Genomic DNA, 15,522 nt, shown 5'->3' with positions numbered 1-15,522 from the left:
GCAGTGAGTGCGCAGGATCTGCCAGTCGAGCTCCGTCGGCGTCTCGTGTCGATCGCGAGGACGCCGCGCCTACTTGTCGCGTCCGATTACGACGGCACCATGGCGCCGATCGTGTCGGACCCGTCGAAGGCGTTCCCCCACGCGGACGCGGTGCGTGCCCTGCGCGCGCTGGCGATCCTGCCGGGAACCACCTCCGCCGTGATCTCCGGTCGCGCGCTGCGCGACCTGGCGATGCTGTCCCGGCTCCCGGTCGAGGTGCAGCTCGTCGGCAGCCACGGGTCCGAATTCGACGTCGGGTTCGTGCACGAGATCAGCGACGACGCTCGCCGCCTGCTCCGGGAACTGACCGCGGAACTGCAGGCCGTCGCCGCCGACGGCCCGGGGGTCGACGTCGAGGTCAAGCCGGCGAGCGCGGCACTGCACGTGCGCAACGCCGCGCCGGACGTCGCCGAGGACGCCCTGGCCCGGGTCCGCGACGGCGCGGCCAAATGGAACGGCGTTCAGGTCACCGAGGGCAAGGCGGTGATCGAACTGGCGGTGATCGTCACGGACAAGGGCGAGGCCCTCGACATCCTGCGACATCGGGAGGGCGCCTCGGCGACCGTGTTCTTCGGGGACGACGTCACCGACGAGAAGGCCTTCGCCCGGCTGCAGGGACCGGACGTCGGCATCAAGGTCGGCGACGGCGAGTCCCTCGCGGAGTTCCGGATCGAGCGCACCGAGGACGTCGGGGCGGCGCTGGCGTTTCTGCTCGAGGAGCGGCGGACCTGGCTGCACGGGGAGAGCGCCCCGCAGATCGAGCGGCTCACCATGCTCGCCAACCCCCGGACCGTTGCCCTGCTGACGCCGGACGCGACGGTGACCTGGCTATGCCATCCGGAGCCGGATTCCGCGGCGGTCTTCGCGCATCTGCTCGGTGGGGTCGGCGCGGGCCACTTCACGGTTGAACCGCTGCGTCCCGGGTTGCCGCTGAGCCAGAGTTACGTCGACGGCACGATGACGGTGCAGACCCGATGGGCGAGCCTGCAGGTCACCGACTACCTGCCGCACGATGTCCCGCAGGGACACACGGAGCTGACCCGGGTCATCACCGGGCGCGCCAAGGCTGGAGTCACCTTCGCGCCGCGCCCCGAGTTCGGTCAGGTGCAGGTGCACCTGGAGGTCGAGGAGAACGGCCTGCGGGTGTACGGCACCAACGACCCGGTGGTGCTGCGGTCGCCCGGGGTCGAATGGGAGATCACCAGCGACGGCATCCAGCAGACCGCGCACGCCGTTGTCGACCCGAGCAATGGCCCGATTGTTCTCGAATTGCGCTGCGGAACAACAGATCTTGGTCCGTCCGCGGTCCCGGAGGCGGAGCGACGCAGCACCAGCGAGGCGTACTGGCAGGACTGGGCGGACGGCCTGGAGCTGCCGTCCCGCAAGACCGGGCTGATGAAGCGGTCCGCGTTGACCCTGCGCGGGCTCGTGCACGCGGACTCCGGCGCGATCCTCGCCGCGGCAACCACCTCACTGCCCGAGGAACTCGGCGGGGTCCGTAACTGGGACTACCGCTACTGCTGGCTGCGGGACGCATCGATGACCGCGTCCGCCCTCGTCGCGCTCGGATCGGTCGGCGAGGCCGAGGGACTCCTCGAGTGGGTGCACCGCGTGCTCGAGACCATCCCCGGACCGGAACGCCTGCACCCGCTGTACACGATCCACGGCACCAATCTGCCGCCGGAGGCGGTGATCGACTCGCTGCCCGGCTACGGCGGCTCCCGGCCCGTTCGGGTGGGCAACGCGGCGAACTCCCAGGTCCAGTTGGACGTGTTCGGGCCGATCGTGGAGTTGATCGCCGACCTCGCGCAGGCCCGCAAGAAGAAGGGTGCCGCCGAGCCGCTGACCGACCGGGACTGGGACCTGGTCCTTGCGATGGTGTCGGCGGTGCAGCGCCGGTGGGCGGAACCCGACAACGGGATCTGGGAGATCCGCGGAACCCCGCGCCACCACGTGTACTCGAAGGTGATGTGCTGGGTGACCGTGGACCGGGCGCTGGCGCTGGCCGCGGACTTCGGTCGAGTGCCGGGCGCCGACTGGGAGGCGCTGCGGCGGGAGATCTCCGACGAGGTGAAGGACCGCGGCTGGAGCGACCGCGCAGGCTCGTACACCGCGGCCTACGAGGGCACCGACCTCGACGCCGCGACCCTGCACATCGGGCTGTCCGGCCTGATCGACCCGTCCGACCCCCGGTTCGCGGCGACCGTCACCGCCACCGAGGCCGAACTGCGGAGCGGCGCAACGGTGTACCGGTACCACCACGACGATGGACTGCCCGGCGGGGAGGGCGGCTTCCACCTGTGCGCGGCGTGGCTGGTGGAGGCGTACCTGCTGGTGGGGCAGCGCGCCGACGCGGAGGCGCTGTTCGCGCAGCTGGTCGATGCCGCGGGCCCCACCGGCCTGCTCGCCGAGGAGTACGACCCGGTCGCGGAGCGCTCGCTGGGCAATCACCCGCAGGCGTACAGCCACATCGGCCTGCTGCGCTGCGCCCAGCTCCTCAGCTGAATCGGCTCCGCCGCCGTGCGTGATGTGCACCCCGGTCGGGGTACCCATCACGCACGGCGCGCAGCGCCTACGACACGATCATGTCCGACGGCGCCCAGTAGGCGCGGAGGGCGACGATCTCGCCCGCGTCGTTGAACCGGAAGGTGTCGATCGGCTCGGTCGTGTATGTCGTGTCGCCCGCCTTCGAGGCGACCCGGAAGTGCGCGGCCGCCTCATTGCCCGCGACGCGAACCCGGAGCAGCTCGGTGGTGTTCTCCATCGCGGCGGCGCGGTCGTAGAACTCTGCCAGGGCGGCCCGCCCGACCTTGGGCTCGCTGCCGACCGGGTCCTCCACGCTGCCGTCCTCCGCGTACAGCGCGGCGATCTCCGCGCCGGTGCCCGTCGCGATCAGGTGCACGTAGCGCTCCACGACTGCCCGCAATTCCTCGGCCGACGCCATCGATGAACCTCCCATGTCACGGGCGGGCACCGGTGGCCGGTTTCGGCACACGCACTGCAGTGACCCGCCCGACGGTCAACCTAGGTCGGATCGGCGACGGTCGCCGGCGGGTCCTACTCAGCGAGACGTGCTGGGGTCACTCGGCGGGGCCACACTGCTGGGGTCACTCGGCGGGGCCACGCTGCTCGGGTCACTCGGCGGGGCCACGCTGCTCGGGTCACTCGGCGGGGCCACGCTGCTCGGGTCACTCGGCGGGGCCACGCTGCCAGGTGCGGGGCGGCGCCGAGGTGCGGCCACGGATGAGTTCGGTGTCGAGCATCTCGACGTCGACGATCCCGGACTGCGCGGTGCGGTGCAGCAACTCGCCTGCCCGCCTGCCCTTCTCCTCCGCGGGCTGCCGGACGGTCGTCAATCCCATGCGCAGCGCCCTGGACACCCCGTCGAAGCCGGTGACGGTCAGTTCGGCTGGCACGTCGATGCCGCGCCACCTGGCGAATTCCAGTGCTCCCAGCGCGAGGACGTCGGTGGTGCACACCAGCGCGGTGATGTGCGGGTTGATCGCCAGGGCGCGTTCGGCTGCGGCGTATCCGGCGTCGCCGGTGTGGTCGGCGCTCTCGATGACAGTGAGCGTCTCGGGGTCGTGGCCCGCGGCCACCATCGCATCCTGCACGCCGCCGATGCGTTCCCGTTGGACGTGGGAGTGGGGCGACCGGAGCCGTTCGGGGTCGGCGCGACCGTTGCGGGCGTCGCGCCCGAGACGCATGCACAGGATCCCGATTTCGCTGTGCCCCAATGAGGTGACGTGGTCCGCCAGCTCGCGCATTGCGCCGCGGTCGTCGATGCCGACCAGTGCGGCGTCGGGGACCCGGCGGGGCTGGTCACACACGACGACGGGCAGGCGGCGTTCCAGGACGGCGGCCAGGTGCGGGTCGTCGTCGGCGACGGAGTAGACGACGAATCCGTCGACGCCTGCCTTGTGAACGGCTGCGGCGGCGTCGTCGGCGGCGCGACCCGGCCCCGCAGGGATCAGCAGCAGGCCCTGCCCCGCCTCTTCACAGGATTCGGAAAGGCCCGCCAGGAAGCTCATTGCCGCGGGGTCGCGGAACGAGTAGCTGAGCGCCTCGGTCAGCAGCAGGCCGACCGCACCCGCCTTGCGGGTGCGCAGCGACCGCGCGACGGGGTCGGGGCCGGGGTAGCCGCGCCGCTTGGCCGCCTCGAGGACTCGAGCGCGCAGCTCGGCGGAGAGCTGATCGGGCCGGTTGTACGCATTCGAGACGGTGGTGCGGGACACCTTCAGCTCCGCCGCGAGGGAGGCCAGGGTCGCCTGGCGATGCGGATGAGGGGAGCGGGGCATAACGGGACGGTACGCGCCCGGTCGGGTGACCGAACGCACGACCCCGCCAATGTACAACGGAAACGGTTTCCATTAATGTTATGGGCATGCCGTTCCCCCCGCCGTCGCCCCACCGCGCCCCGCGCCCCGCTCGCGGCGGGCTCGGCCGCCGGGCCGGGGCGGCACTGGGACTGGCGGCCGTCACCGTCCTTGGCCTGAGCGCCTGCGGAACCGCCGCCTCCGACGCCGCCGGGGACGGGCGCATCCAGGTCGTCGCCTCGACGAACGTGTGGGGCTCGGTCGCGACCGCCGTCGCCGGTGAGCACGCGGACGTCACCGCGCTGATCGACGAACCGTCCGCCGACCCCCACTCCTATGAGGCGTCACCGCGGGATGCCGCAGCCCTGACCGACGCCGATCTCGTCGTGCACAACGGGGGCGGCTACGACGAGTTCATCGACGACATCCTCGCCGCGCTGCCCGACAAGCCCGCCGTTACCGCCGTCGACCTGCTCGGGATCGAGTCCGACCTGCACGCGGGCGACGACCATGCCGGGCACGACACCGCGGCGCCTGCCGACGACACCGAGGCCGGGGACGGACACGGCCACTCGCACGGCGGCAGCAACGAGCACGTGTGGTTCGACGTTCCGACCGTCGACTCCGTCGCCCACCGCGTCGCCACCGAACTCGCCGCACTCGACCCCGCGAACGCCGCCGCATACACCGCGAATGCCGAAGCGTTCCACGGGAAACTGCATTCCGTCGCGGACGTCACCGCTGGCATCGCCGCACGGCACCCCGGGACGGCGATCGCCCAGACCGAGCCGATCGCCCACTACCTGCTCGCGGCAGCAGGCCTGCGCGACGAAACGCCGGCCGACTTCACCCGCGCCATCGAGGAGGGCAACGACCCGCCGCCCGCCGCGATTGCCGCCACCCGGGACCTGCTGGCAGGTAAGAAGGTGTCCGTGCTCGTCTACAACGGCCAGACCGAGGACAAGGTGACCCGCAGCATCCGCGAGGTCGCCGAGGCCGCCGGGATCCCCGTCGTCGAGGTCACCGAGACCCTCCCCGACGGCATCGACTACGTGCAGTGGCAGATCGGCACCGCGGAACGGCTCGCGCAGGCGCTGGACGGCGCCGCCGCCGCACCCGCCGCATGAGCACCGCCAGCGCACTCGAACTGAAGGGTGCCGAACTGTCCTACGGCGCCCGCACGCTGTGGTCGGGGCTCGACCTCGACGTCGCCCCTGGCGAGTTCATTGCGGTCCTCGGCCCCAACGGGTCGGGCAAGACGTCGCTGCTGAAGATGCTCCTCGGCCAGGTTCCGCTGACCGCGGGCAGCGCCCGGATCGCGGGCAGCCCGGTCCGGGTCGGCAACCCGCACGTCGGATACATCCCGCAGCAGAAGTCGATGGACGAGGGTTTGCCGCTGCGGGGTCGTGACCTCGTCGGCCTCGGCGTCGACGGGCACCGTTGGGGCACCGGGCTGCGGGGGCGGCGGACCAGGAGGGCGATCGTCGACGCTGCGATCGCCGAGGTCGGCGCCCAGTCGTACGCGAATGCCCCGATCGGCGCCCTCTCCGGCGGGGAGCAGCAGCGTCTGCGGGTCGCGCAGGCACTGGTCGGCGACCCCCGGGTGCTGCTCTGCGACGAGCCACTGCTCAGCCTGGACCTGGCGAACCAGCATCGCGTGTCCGACCTGATCGACCGCAGGCGCCGCAGCCACGACACCGCGGTCCTGTTCGTCACCCACGAGATCAACCCGATCCTGCCGCTCGTCGACCGCGTCCTCTACCTCGTTGACGGCCGGTTCCGGATCGGCACCGCCGCCGAGGTGATGACCTCGCGGGTGCTGTCCGAGCTGTACCGCACCGAGGTCGAGGTGCTGCACGTACGCGGCAGGCTCGTCGTCGTCGGGACCGGCGACGCGATCGACGCGCTCGGCGGCGCTGGCGAACTGAGCACCGACTGCGCACACCACGAGGACCGCGACGCATGAACGACAAACTCTCCGACGCGCTGTCGAGCATGCTCGACTGGCGGACCACGCTCGACCTGCTGCAGTACGACTTCGTCCAGCAGGCGCTGCTGGCGGCCGCGATCCTCGGCCTGCTCGCGGGCGCGATCGGCCCGCTGATCATCAGCAGGCAGATGTCGTTCGCCGTGCACGGCACCAGCGAACTGTCACTGACCGGTGCGTCCGCCGCCCTGCTCGCCGGGATCAGCGTCGGGGTCGGCGCCATCGTCGGCTCGGTGATCGCCGCCGTCCTGTTCGCGCTGCTCGGCAGCAAGGCGCGCGAACGGGATTCGGTGATCGGGGTCATCATGTCGTTCGGCCTCGGTCTGTCGGTGCTGTTCATGTGGCTCTATCCCGGCCGCACCGGCACCAGCTTCTCACTCCTCGTCGGGCAGATCGTCGGCGTCGGCAACAGCGGTCTGCAGCTGCTGCTGGTGTGCGCGGTTGCCGTGCTCGCCGTGCTGGTGCTCGTGTACCGGCCGCTGCTGTTCGCGAGCACCGACCCCGACGTCGCGCGGGCGCGGGGCGTCCCGGTCCGCGGGCTGTCACTGGTGTTCGCCGTTCTCGTCGGCGTCGCCGCCGCCCTCGGCGTCCAGATCGTCGGTGCACTGCTGGTGCTGTCGCTGCTCATCACGCCTGCCGCCGCGGCCGCCCGGATCACCTCGAGCCCGCTGAGGACGACGCTGCTCGCGATCCTGTTCGCCGAACTCGCTGCGGTCGGCGGGATCCTGCTCTCCCTCGCGCCCGGGGTGCCGGTGTCGACGTTCGTCACCACCATTTCGTTCGTGATCTACCTGATCTGCCGGTTCGTCGGGTCGCGGCGCCGCGCGAACATGGGGCGGCTCGTCGCGGCCTGATGTGTCGGGCGGCTCGTCGCGGCCTGATGTGTCGGGCGGCTCGCGGTCGCGGCCTAGGATCAGCCCCGTGGCGATGATCGATCTCAACAGCGACCTCGGCGAAAGCTTCGGCACCTGGCGCCTCGGCGACGACGACGCGATGCTGGCGCTGGTGACCAGCGCGAACGTGGCCTGCGGTTTCCATGCGGGCGACCCGGCCACCCTGCTGTCGACGTGCCGGTCCGCCGCCGCGCGCCGGGTCCGGATCGGCGCCCAGGTCGGCTACCGCGACCTGGCCGGCTTCGGCCGCCGGTTCATCGACGTCTCCCCCGCCGATCTCACCGCCGACGTGATCTACCAGATCGGCGCGCTCGACGGCCTCGCGCAGGTGTCCGGGTCCGCGGTCGGGTACGTCAAACCGCATGGTGCGCTGTACAACACGGTGGTCCGACACCGCGAACAGGCGCGGGCGGTGGTGGCGGCGGTCGTCGCATACGACCCGACCCTTCCGGTCCTCGGGCTTCCCGGGTCGGTGTTCCTCGCCGAGGCGAAGGCGGCCGGACTGCGCACCGTCACCGAGGCGTTCGCGGACCGCGGCTACCTGCCGACCGGCGAACTGGTCCCGCGCTCGCAGCCGGGGGCCGTGCTGACCGACCCGGACGCGGTCGCCGCGCGGGTGCTTCGGATGGTCGAGGACGGTCGGGTCGAGGCCGTCGACGGCACCGTCCTCGAGGCCCGGCCGGAGTCGGTGTGCGTGCACGGCGACTCGCCGGGCGCCGTCGCGATGGCGGTCAGGATCCGGGAACGGCTCGACGGCGCTGGCGTCGACGTGGCGCCGTTCGTGTGATGCGCATCCTCGACGTCGGGGACAGCGCGATGCTCGCCGAGTTCGACTCCCTCGACGCGGTTCTCGCGGCGTTCCGGGCGCTCGACGGGACCCGCCCGGTCGGAGTCGACGAGGTGGTCCCCGCGGCCCGCACCATCCTGGTGCGTTTCGACCGGACGGTCGTCGACCGGGCGACGGTGCTCGGCTGGCTGCGCGACACCCCGCCGCTGCCGGACGCGGACACCGGGCGCCGGGATACCGTCCGGGTCGGCGTCCGGTACGACGGGCCGGACCTCGACGAGGTGGCGGCGCTGACCGGGCTCGGGGTCGATGGGGTGGTTGCCGCGCACACCGCCGCGACGTGGACGGTCGCGTTCGCCGGCTTCGCCCCCGGATTCGGTTACCTCGTCGGGGGGCCTGCGTCGCTGCACGTCCCGCGCCGAGGGACGCCCCGCACCGCTGTTCCCGCTGGCGCGGTCGGGTTGGCTGGCGAGTTCTCCGGCGTCTATCCGCGATCGTCGCCTGGCGGCTGGCAGCTCATCGGCACCACCGATGCCCGGTTGTGGGATGCGGACCGCGATCCGCCTGCCCTGCTGCGACCCGGCGCCACCGTCCGCTTCCACCCCGTCTAACCCCCCCGAAGCATTGAACGGGGGTTCATGCGTCGATCTGGGCGAGCAGGTGACGCATGAACCCCCATTCAGCGGTTGGCTGGGCCGAGATTCAGCCACCCAGGGCGAACGCGACCAGGAAGCCGAGCGCCGTCGACAGCCCGACCCACCAGCCGCCCTCCCGGTACGCCTCCGGCATCAACGAGTCGGCGAGCACCGCGATCGTGGCACCGCCAGCGAACGCCTGGATCACCGCGATCCGCTGCGGGGAGATGCTGTCGGCCGCGGCATATGCCGCGACCACGACGAGGATCAGCACGACGGCGGTGACCGTCCACAGCAGCGCGGCCCTGCGACGGTCGAAGTTCGGCTGCGCCCGCATCGACGCCGCACCCGCAACCGCCTCGGGCACGTTGCCGACCGCGATCGCGACCAGCAGGACCAGCCCGCCCTCGACACCGAGGGAGACGCCGAGAGCCGTGTTCTCCGGGATCCCGTCGAGCAGTGCACCCAGCATCAGTGCCCACCCGAGTGCGGCGGCGCCGAGCTTGTTCTCGATCAGGCGGTCGGCGACGACGTAGACCAGCGCACCGAGCATCAGCGCGACACCGGCCACCACAATGCCCTCGGCCTCGAACGCGGGCTGGAACAGTTCCGTCGACACGGCGGCCACCATCGCGCCCGACCCGAACGCCATCAATGCGGCCAGCAGCGGACGGGGCAGGTCGTACCGCAACCCGACGAAGGCGCCGACGAGCATCGGCAGCGCGGTCCCCAGACCGTAGAGCAGCGCGGTCACCATGCGGTGATGCTACGGCGCTCCGGCGCCGCCGCCAGGGATGCGCGACAATCAGTTTCGTGGGATGGCTTCTCGTTGAGCGGGTCGGCGCATCGGTCACCGTGCAGGACCGGGGTCGACCCGGCTACGCACACCTCGGGGTCGGGCGGTCGGGCGCCGCCGACCTCACCTCCCACGACACCGCAAACCGACTGGTGGGCAACGCACCCCACGCGGCGACCCTTGAGGTGCTGCTCGGCGGACTGCGAGTGCGCGCCGCCGCGCCGGCCACCGTCGCGGTCACCGGGGCTCGGGTTCCGCTGTCCGTCAACGGGGTTCCGCACCCCGACTACACCGTCGTGCACCTGGCCCCCGGCGACGTACTCGCCCTCGGCCGGCTGACCGGCGGCCTGCGCAGCTACCTGGCAGTGCGCGGCGGCGTGGACGCGCCCGTCACCCTCGGCAGCCGGGCAACCGATACCCTCGCCGGCCTCGGTCCCGATCCCGTTCGGGCCGGCGATCGGCTGCCGATCGGACCGTCCCCCCGGGAGTGGCCCGCATCGGATCTCGTCCCGCCGCCACCCACCCCGCCACGACCGGCCGTGCTTCGGGTGCGGATCGGTCCTCGCGCGGACATGTTCGAGCCCGGCGCGCTGCGCGTCCTGACCGAGCAGGCGTGGACGGTGACCACCGAGACCAACCGTGTTGGCGCCCGGCTCGCCGGACCCACGCCCCTCGTCCGAGCGGTGACCGCCGAACTGCCCAGTGAGGGCATGGTTCCGGGGGCACTGCAGGTTCCCGGCAGCGGGCTACCCGTCCTCTTTCTCGCCGACCACCCGGTGACCGGCGGATACCCGGTGATCGCGGTCGTGGCCGACGCGGATCTGGGCGCGGCCGCACAACTGGTGCCCGGGGACGTGGTCCGCTTCTCCGCAGATCAGCGACTGTGAGCGATTTTTACCCCAGTTGGGGTAAAAATCGCGCACGGGCGCGTCAGCGCCTCTGACGCGCGATGTCGGCGAGGACGACGCCCGCGGCGACGGACGCGTTGAGCGACTCGACGGGGCCCGCCATCGGGATGGACAGGATGCTGTCGCAGGTTTCGCGGACCAGACGAGAGAGGCCCTTGCCCTCGGAGCCGACGACGACCACGACCGGGCCGGTGCCGTCGTACTCGTCGAGGGTGGTGTCGCCGCCCGCGTCGAGGCCGACGACCTGCACGCCCTTCGCGGCCCAGTCCTTGAGGGTGCGGGTGAGGTTGGTGGCCTGCGCGATCGGGAGCCGGGCCGCGGCGCCCGCGCTGGTGCGCCAGGCAACGGCCGTGACCGATGCGCTGCGCCGCTGGGGGATCACCACGCCGTGACCGCCGAACGCAGCCACCGAACGGACCACGGCGCCGAGGTTGCGGGGGTCGGTGATGTTGTCGAGCGCCACCAGCAGCGCGGGCTCCTGTTGGGCGCGGGCATTGGCGAGAAGATCGTCCGGGTGCGCGTACCGGAACGGCGGCACCTGCAGCGCGACACCCTGGTGCAGGCCGTTGGCACTCATCCGGTCCAGATCGGTGCGCGGCACCTCGAGGATGGAGATGCCCTTGTCCGCGGCGATCTGGACGCTTTCGGACAACCGGTCGTCGCTCTCGGTGCCGACCGCGACGTACAGCGCGGTCGCGGGCACACCGGCCCGCAGGCATTCCAGGACGGGGTTGCGGCCGAGGACGTTCTCCGGGCCTGCGTCGCCCTTGCGCGGCGATCCGCCACGACCGCGGGGCGCGCTGCCGCCGGGACGTCCGGAGGCCGCGGCCTTCTCGGCCGCCCGGGCCCGCTTCGCGGCGGGGTGCTTGGTCCGCTCGACCGCAGGCGGGGTGGCCCCCCGGCCCTCGAGGCTGCGCCGCCCCTTGCCGCCGGAGCCGGTGACCTGCCCCTTCTTGGTGCCGCTCTTGCGGACCGCGCCGCGCCTGCTCGAATTGCCTGCCATCACTACCCTGCTTCGTTGCGGTTCTTCTCGAGGGACCACTCTGGCCCGTTTGCCGTATCGGTGACCGCGATGCCCGCGGCGGCGAGCCGGTCCCGGATCGCGTCGGCCGCCGCCCAGTCCCTGTCCGCCTTGGCCTGCTGGCGGGCGTCGAGGGTGGCGCGGACCAGCACGTCCAGTGCGTCGAGGGCGGCGGTGGCGTCGCCGGATTCGCGTGCCCAGTGCGGGTCGAGCGGATCGACACCAAGGATGCCCATCATCGCCCGAACCTGCCCGGCGATCACGACTGCCGTGTCGAGGTCGCCCGCGGTCAGCGCCCGGTTGCCCTCCCGCTGGCGGCCGTGGATCTCGGCGAGCGCCTTCGGCACCCCGAGGTCGTCGTCGAGCGCGGCAGCGAACGCCTCGGTCCAGGTGCCGACCGGTACGTCGCCCGCACGCTCGGCGGTCTTGAGCACGAACGCCTCGATACCGCGGTAGGTCTCGGCGGCGACATCGAGCGCGTGATCGGAGTACTCCAGCATCGACCGGTAGTGCGCGCCGCCGAGATAGAACCGAAGCTCCTGGGGCCGCACCCTTTTCAGAACGTTGGGGACGGACAGCACGTTGCCGAGGGACTTGGACATCTTCTCGCCGCCCATGGTGACCCAACCGTTGTGCAGCCAGTACCTGGCGAACCCGTCGCCGGCGGCGCGCGATTGGGCGAGCTCGTTCTCGTGGTGCGGGAACACCAGGTCCAGTCCACCGCAGTGGATGTCGAACTCGGCTCCCAGGTAGGCACCCGCCATCGCGGAACACTCGAGATGCCAGCCGGGTCGCCCGCGTCCCCACGGCGTCGGCCAGGACGGCTCGCCCGGCTTCTGCGCCTTCCACAGCGTGAAGTCCCGCGGGTCGCGCTTGCCCTCGGCTGCGCTTTCACCCTGGTGCACGTCGTCGAGCTTGTGCCCGGACAGCGCCCCGTATGCCTTCCAGCTGAGCACGTCGAAGTACACGTCGCCCGCGGACGGGTAGGCGTGCCCGGCGTCGATGAGACGCTGCATCAGCTCGACCATCTGGGTGATGTGTCCGGTGGCCCGCGGCTCGACCGACGGCGGCAGCACCCCGAGCTGGTCGTACGCCCAGGTAAACGACCGCTCGTAGGTCGCGGCCCACTCCCACCACGGCCGGCCCGCGTCGGCGGCCTTGTTCAGGATCTTGTCGTCGATGTCCGTGACATTGCGGACGAACGCGACGTCGTTGCCGTGCGCGGTCAGCCAGCGGCGGAGCACGTCGAACGCCACCCCGCTGCGCACGTGACCGATGTGCGGCTCGCCCTGCACGGTGGCCCCACACAGGTAGATCGACGCGTAGCCGGGGACCAGCGGGACGAACTCACGCAGGGCCCGCGTTTCGGTGTCGAACAGTCGCAGGGTCACGACGTGCGATCCTACCGGTCCGCCGCTGCGGTGATGACCAGCGCGGTCGCGACCGCGGCGATGCCCTCACCGCGTCCGGTCAGCCCAAGGCCGTCGGTGGTCGTCGCGGACACCGAGACGGGCGCCCCGAGAACCGCCGAGAGGGTGTCCTGCGCCTCGGCCCGCCGGGGCCCGACCTTCGGCCGGTTGCCGATCACCTGGACCGCGGCGTTGCCGACCTCGAAGCCGTGTTCACGGAGCAGCCTGCGGACCTCGATGAGCAGGGTCGCCCCGCTCGCACCGTCCCACTCGGGGCGGCCGGTGCCGAACACCGAACCCAGGTCGCCGAGGCCCGCCGCGGACAGCAGCGCGTCGCACAGCGCGTGCGCGGCGACGTCACCGTCGGAATGGCCCGCGCATCCGTCCTCGCCCTCGAACAGGATGCCCGCGATCCAGCATGGCCGTCCCGTCTCGATCGGATGCACATCCGTTCCGATGCCCACTCGCACTGCCGCGCACTCCTATTCGTTGGTGTCGGGGTCCGTCAACGCCCGCGCCAGCGCGAGGTCGAGCGGTGTGGTGATCTTGAAGGCGAGGGGTTCGCCGGCGATGGTGCGGACCCGCGCACCGATTCGTTCGACCAGTCCGGCGTCGTCGGTGGCGATCGTGTCGGCGGCCAGGTATGCCCGCCGGAGCAGTTCCGCGGCGAAGCCCTGCGGGGTCTGCACGGCCCGCAGCTGCGACCGATCCGGGGTCCCGGTGACCACGCCGAGCAGGTCCACCGTCTTGATGGTGTCGGCGACCGGGAGGGCGGGCACCACCGCGTCGCGGCCCGCCCGCAACTCGGCGACCACCCTGGCGATCAGGGTGGGCGGGGTGAGCGCGCGGGCGGCGTCGTGCACGAGCAGCAGGTCCGCGTCCCCCGCCGCGGCGATGCCCGCCCGCACCGAGTCGGTCCGTTCCGCTCCGCCGCCGACGACGTCGACGCCAGCGGGCAGCTCACCGCGGATCCGGTCGACATCGTCGGGCGGCACGATCACCACGACGCGGTCGACGGCGCCGGAGTCAAGGAGTCCGCCGACGGCACACTGCAGCAGCGTCCGGCCGCGCAGCGTCACGAACGCCTTCGGTATCCCCGCCCCGAGCCGGGTGCCCTGCCCCGCCGCGGGCACCAATGCGACGACCCGGCCTCCGCTGGGTGCGTCGGCCGGGCCTGTCACGGTGTTCATCTGTGGTGCATTCGTGTCTGCATCGTCCTGCGTCGGGCGTCAGGACGCAGCCGCGAGGACCTCATCGAGAATGGTTTCGGCCTTGGCGTCGTCGGTGCCCTCGGCGAGCGCAAGCTCACCGACGAGGATCTGGCGAGCCTTGGCGAGCATCCGCTTCTCCCCCGCGGACAGGCCGCGGTCCTGCTCGCGACGCCACAGGTCACGAACGACCTCCGCCACCTTGTTCACATCGCCGGAGGCCAGCTTCTCCAGGTTGGCCTTGTACCGCCGCGACCAGTTGGTCGGCTCCTCGGTGTGCGGCGCGCGCAGCACCTGGAAGACCTTGTCCAGACCCTCCTGGCCCACCACGTCACGAACGCCGACGTACTCGGCGTTCTCTGCGGGGACCCGGACGGTGAGGTCGCCCTGCGCGACCTTCAGTACGAGATATTCCTTTGCTTCACCCTTGATGGTGCGAGTTTCGATTGCCTCGATCAGCGCCGCTCCGTGGTGGGGGTATACGACGGTGTCTCCGACCTTAAAAATCATCTGTCCCGTGCCCCTTTCGATCTGCCCAGTTTATCACGGGTTCTCCCGATACCGGTTCCAACGTCCCTGGTCAGACGCACAGTGGGCTGATCAGAGGGGTTGACACGAGGTCACGAACATGCATCGACGGGACCCGATGAGGGGCCCGTCCCCCCGGGATTTGCGCACCCCGCGAACGGTGCGCAACCCGGGAAGATCGACCCGGGGACGCGCGATGTCCGCGTGACTACTACTCTGCCTAGTTGAGTTACACGACCCGACGCCGTGGAGGACACCCCGTGACAGCACTGAACGCGTCGACTCGCCGAGTCGCCACCGCCGTTGCCCTGGCCGCAGCCGCGGCCATCTCGCTGTCCGCCTGCAGCGCGGGCCAGATCTCCCAGACCGCGACGCAGGTCGCCGCGGTCAACGGCAACTACGCCAACCAGGGCGACATCTCGCTGCGCAATGTGCACATCGTGTACCCCGACTCGGCGTCCGAGCACAGCCTGGAAGCGGGCGGCACCGTTGCCCTCGCCTTCACCGCGGTGAACGAGAGCGAGTTCCAGCCGGAGCGGCTCACCAAGATCACCACCGACAAGGCGGCCTCCGTCACCATCGCGGGCGAGGTCGGCGGCCGGGTGATCAAGCCGCAGACCGCGCTGAGCGCGGGCACCCCCGACGCAACGGTGACCGACGACGGCGAGCAGATCGAGTCCGACATCATCCTGGTCACCCTGAACGACGTCGCCGAGACCGTCCGGCCCGGCCTGACCGTTCCGGTCACGTTCACGTTCGAGCGCTCCGGGGAGATCACCGTTGACGCCCCCGTCGACGCGGGCCCGGTCCTCGACCGCCACGAGTCCGACGTCTCCGGCAACGCGGGCACCGGCACGCTGGCCGAACTCGTCGGCGGCCACTGATCCGAACCGCCGCCGTGGGGAGCAAACGAGGCCCAGGGGGGGGGGGAGGGGGGGTTGGGGGGGGGGGGGGAGGGGAGGGGAGGAAGAGCCGGCTCGCAAAGACCGAGAAAA

At 71.5% G+C, this 15,522-nt stretch carries 16 protein-coding genes; 8 read left to right on the top strand and 8 right to left on the bottom strand.

Annotated elements, in window-relative coordinates; translation table 11 throughout:
* Nucleotides 1–3 precede the first annotated feature (3 nt).
* Entirely contained in the window at nt 4–2,544 is a 2,541-nt protein-coding gene (gene otsB, locus ACWF62_RS01995) for a trehalose-phosphatase (RefSeq protein ID WP_452629306.1), read from the top strand.
* 67 nt (nt 2,545–2,611) lie between these two features.
* Here otsB and ACWF62_RS01990 read toward each other — a convergent pair whose 3' ends face one another.
* Both ACWF62_RS01990 and ACWF62_RS01985 read right to left on the bottom strand, forming a co-directional pair.
* Entirely contained in the window at nt 2,612–2,983 is a 372-nt protein-coding gene (locus ACWF62_RS01990) for a nuclear transport factor 2 family protein (protein WP_378507429.1), read from the bottom strand.
* 244 nt (nt 2,984–3,227) lie between these two features.
* A complete protein-coding gene (locus tag ACWF62_RS01985; protein ID WP_378507430.1) occupies nt 3,228–4,337 on the bottom strand; it encodes a LacI family DNA-binding transcriptional regulator in 1,110 nt (369 codons plus the stop codon).
* 86 nt (nt 4,338–4,423) lie between these two features.
* Here ACWF62_RS01985 and ACWF62_RS01980 point away from each other — a divergent pair, with 86 nt between their 5' ends.
* The 5 genes from ACWF62_RS01980 to ACWF62_RS01960 all read left to right on the top strand — a co-directional run bounded on the left by ACWF62_RS01980 (nt 4,424) and on the right by ACWF62_RS01960 (nt 8,633).
* Nucleotides 4,424–5,482, top strand: coding sequence for a metal ABC transporter solute-binding protein, Zn/Mn family (locus ACWF62_RS01980; protein WP_452629305.1), 1,059 nt, complete (start codon nt 4,424–4,426; stop codon nt 5,480–5,482).
* Nucleotides 5,479–6,321: a metal ABC transporter ATP-binding protein gene (locus tag ACWF62_RS01975; RefSeq protein ID WP_378507432.1), complete on the top strand. Its 843-nt coding sequence runs from the start codon at nt 5,479–5,481 to the stop codon at nt 6,319–6,321. The genes ACWF62_RS01980 and ACWF62_RS01975 overlap by 4 nt, the downstream gene beginning before the upstream one ends.
* Nucleotides 6,318–7,196, top strand: coding sequence for a metal ABC transporter permease (locus ACWF62_RS01970; protein WP_452629304.1), 879 nt, complete (start codon nt 6,318–6,320; stop codon nt 7,194–7,196). Before ACWF62_RS01975 ends, ACWF62_RS01970 begins: the two co-directional genes overlap by 4 nt.
* A gap of 67 nt (nt 7,197–7,263) precedes the next feature.
* The gene (locus ACWF62_RS01965; protein ID WP_452629303.1) at nt 7,264–8,022 is read left to right on the top strand and encodes a LamB/YcsF family protein; all 759 of its coding nucleotides are present in this window, start codon (nt 7,264–7,266) and stop codon (nt 8,020–8,022) included.
* Entirely contained in the window at nt 8,022–8,633 is a 612-nt protein-coding gene (locus ACWF62_RS01960; RefSeq protein WP_378507435.1) for a 5-oxoprolinase subunit B family protein, read from the top strand. Before ACWF62_RS01965 ends, ACWF62_RS01960 begins: the two co-directional genes overlap by 1 nt.
* A 91-nt stretch (nt 8,634–8,724) precedes the next feature.
* Here ACWF62_RS01960 and ACWF62_RS01955 read toward each other — a convergent pair whose 3' ends face one another.
* Nucleotides 8,725–9,414 carry a ZIP family metal transporter gene (locus tag ACWF62_RS01955; protein WP_378507436.1) on the bottom strand — a complete coding sequence of 230 codons (690 nt, stop codon included), beginning with the start codon at nt 9,412–9,414 and terminating at the stop codon, nt 8,725–8,727.
* A gap of 56 nt (nt 9,415–9,470) precedes the next feature.
* Here ACWF62_RS01955 and ACWF62_RS01950 point away from each other — a divergent pair, with 56 nt between their 5' ends.
* A complete protein-coding gene (locus tag ACWF62_RS01950; RefSeq protein ID WP_452629302.1) occupies nt 9,471–10,340 on the top strand; it encodes a 5-oxoprolinase subunit C family protein in 870 nt (289 codons plus the stop codon).
* Between the two features lie 43 nt (nt 10,341–10,383).
* Here ACWF62_RS01950 and rlmB read toward each other — a convergent pair whose 3' ends face one another.
* Genes rlmB through carD form a run of 5 tightly spaced genes read right to left on the bottom strand, consistent with a single transcriptional unit; the run spans nt 10,384 to nt 14,509 of the window.
* The gene (rlmB, locus tag ACWF62_RS01945) at nt 10,384–11,364 is read right to left on the bottom strand and encodes a 23S rRNA (guanosine(2251)-2'-O)-methyltransferase RlmB (protein WP_378507438.1); all 981 of its coding nucleotides are present in this window, start codon (nt 11,362–11,364) and stop codon (nt 10,384–10,386) included.
* A gap of 2 nt (nt 11,365–11,366) precedes the next feature.
* Nucleotides 11,367–12,773: a cysteine--tRNA ligase gene (cysS, locus tag ACWF62_RS01940; protein WP_378507439.1), complete on the bottom strand. Its 1,407-nt coding sequence runs from the start codon at nt 12,771–12,773 to the stop codon at nt 11,367–11,369.
* Between the two features lie 11 nt (nt 12,774–12,784).
* Nucleotides 12,785–13,261, bottom strand: coding sequence for a 2-C-methyl-D-erythritol 2,4-cyclodiphosphate synthase (gene ispF, locus ACWF62_RS01935; RefSeq protein WP_378507440.1), 477 nt, complete (start codon nt 13,259–13,261; stop codon nt 12,785–12,787).
* 12 nt (nt 13,262–13,273) lie between these two features.
* Nucleotides 13,274–13,981: a 2-C-methyl-D-erythritol 4-phosphate cytidylyltransferase gene (ispD, locus tag ACWF62_RS01930; RefSeq protein WP_378507441.1), complete on the bottom strand. Its 708-nt coding sequence runs from the start codon at nt 13,979–13,981 to the stop codon at nt 13,274–13,276.
* Between the two features lie 39 nt (nt 13,982–14,020).
* Nucleotides 14,021–14,509, bottom strand: a complete 489-nt coding sequence (carD, locus tag ACWF62_RS01925) for an RNA polymerase-binding transcription factor CarD (protein ID WP_378507442.1) — start codon at nt 14,507–14,509, stop codon at nt 14,021–14,023.
* Between the two features lie 278 nt (nt 14,510–14,787).
* Between carD and ACWF62_RS01920 the strand changes: the two genes are divergently transcribed.
* Entirely contained in the window at nt 14,788–15,411 is a 624-nt protein-coding gene (locus ACWF62_RS01920) for a copper chaperone PCu(A)C (RefSeq protein WP_378507443.1), read from the top strand.
* The last annotated feature ends 111 nt before the right edge of the window (nt 15,412–15,522 follow it).

It is taken from the genome of Rhodococcus sp. NPDC054953 (assembly GCF_053609225.1).
The sequence above is the reverse complement of the archived record's forward strand: the minus strand, read 5'-3'. Positions and strand labels throughout refer to the sequence as shown.

What these genes read in the sequence shown, in the direction of transcription:
- ACWF62_RS01970 (WP_452629304.1), top strand. Translation starts at nt 6,318, where the DNA reads ATGAACGACAAACTCTCCGACGCGCTGTCGAGCATGCTCGACTGGCGG.
- ACWF62_RS01985 (WP_378507430.1), bottom strand. Translation starts at nt 4,337, where the DNA reads ATGCCCCGCTCCCCTCATCCGCATCGCCAGGCGACCCTGGCCTCCCTC.
- ACWF62_RS01980 (WP_452629305.1), top strand. Translation starts at nt 4,424, where the DNA reads ATGCCGTTCCCCCCGCCGTCGCCCCACCGCGCCCCGCGCCCCGCTCGC.
- ACWF62_RS01955 (WP_378507436.1), bottom strand. Translation starts at nt 9,414, where the DNA reads ATGGTGACCGCGCTGCTCTACGGTCTGGGGACCGCGCTGCCGATGCTC.
- carD (WP_378507442.1), bottom strand. Translation starts at nt 14,509, where the DNA reads ATGATTTTTAAGGTCGGAGACACCGTCGTATACCCCCACCACGGAGCG.
- ACWF62_RS01990 (WP_378507429.1), bottom strand. Translation starts at nt 2,983, where the DNA reads ATGGCGTCGGCCGAGGAATTGCGGGCAGTCGTGGAGCGCTACGTGCAC.
- ACWF62_RS01975 (WP_378507432.1), top strand. Translation starts at nt 5,479, where the DNA reads ATGAGCACCGCCAGCGCACTCGAACTGAAGGGTGCCGAACTGTCCTAC.
- ispD (WP_378507441.1), bottom strand. Translation starts at nt 13,981, where the DNA reads ATGAACACCGTGACAGGCCCGGCCGACGCACCCAGCGGAGGCCGGGTC.
- ACWF62_RS01960 (WP_378507435.1), top strand. Translation starts at nt 8,022, where the DNA reads ATGCGCATCCTCGACGTCGGGGACAGCGCGATGCTCGCCGAGTTCGAC.
- rlmB (WP_378507438.1), bottom strand. Translation starts at nt 11,364, where the DNA reads ATGGCAGGCAATTCGAGCAGGCGCGGCGCGGTCCGCAAGAGCGGCACC.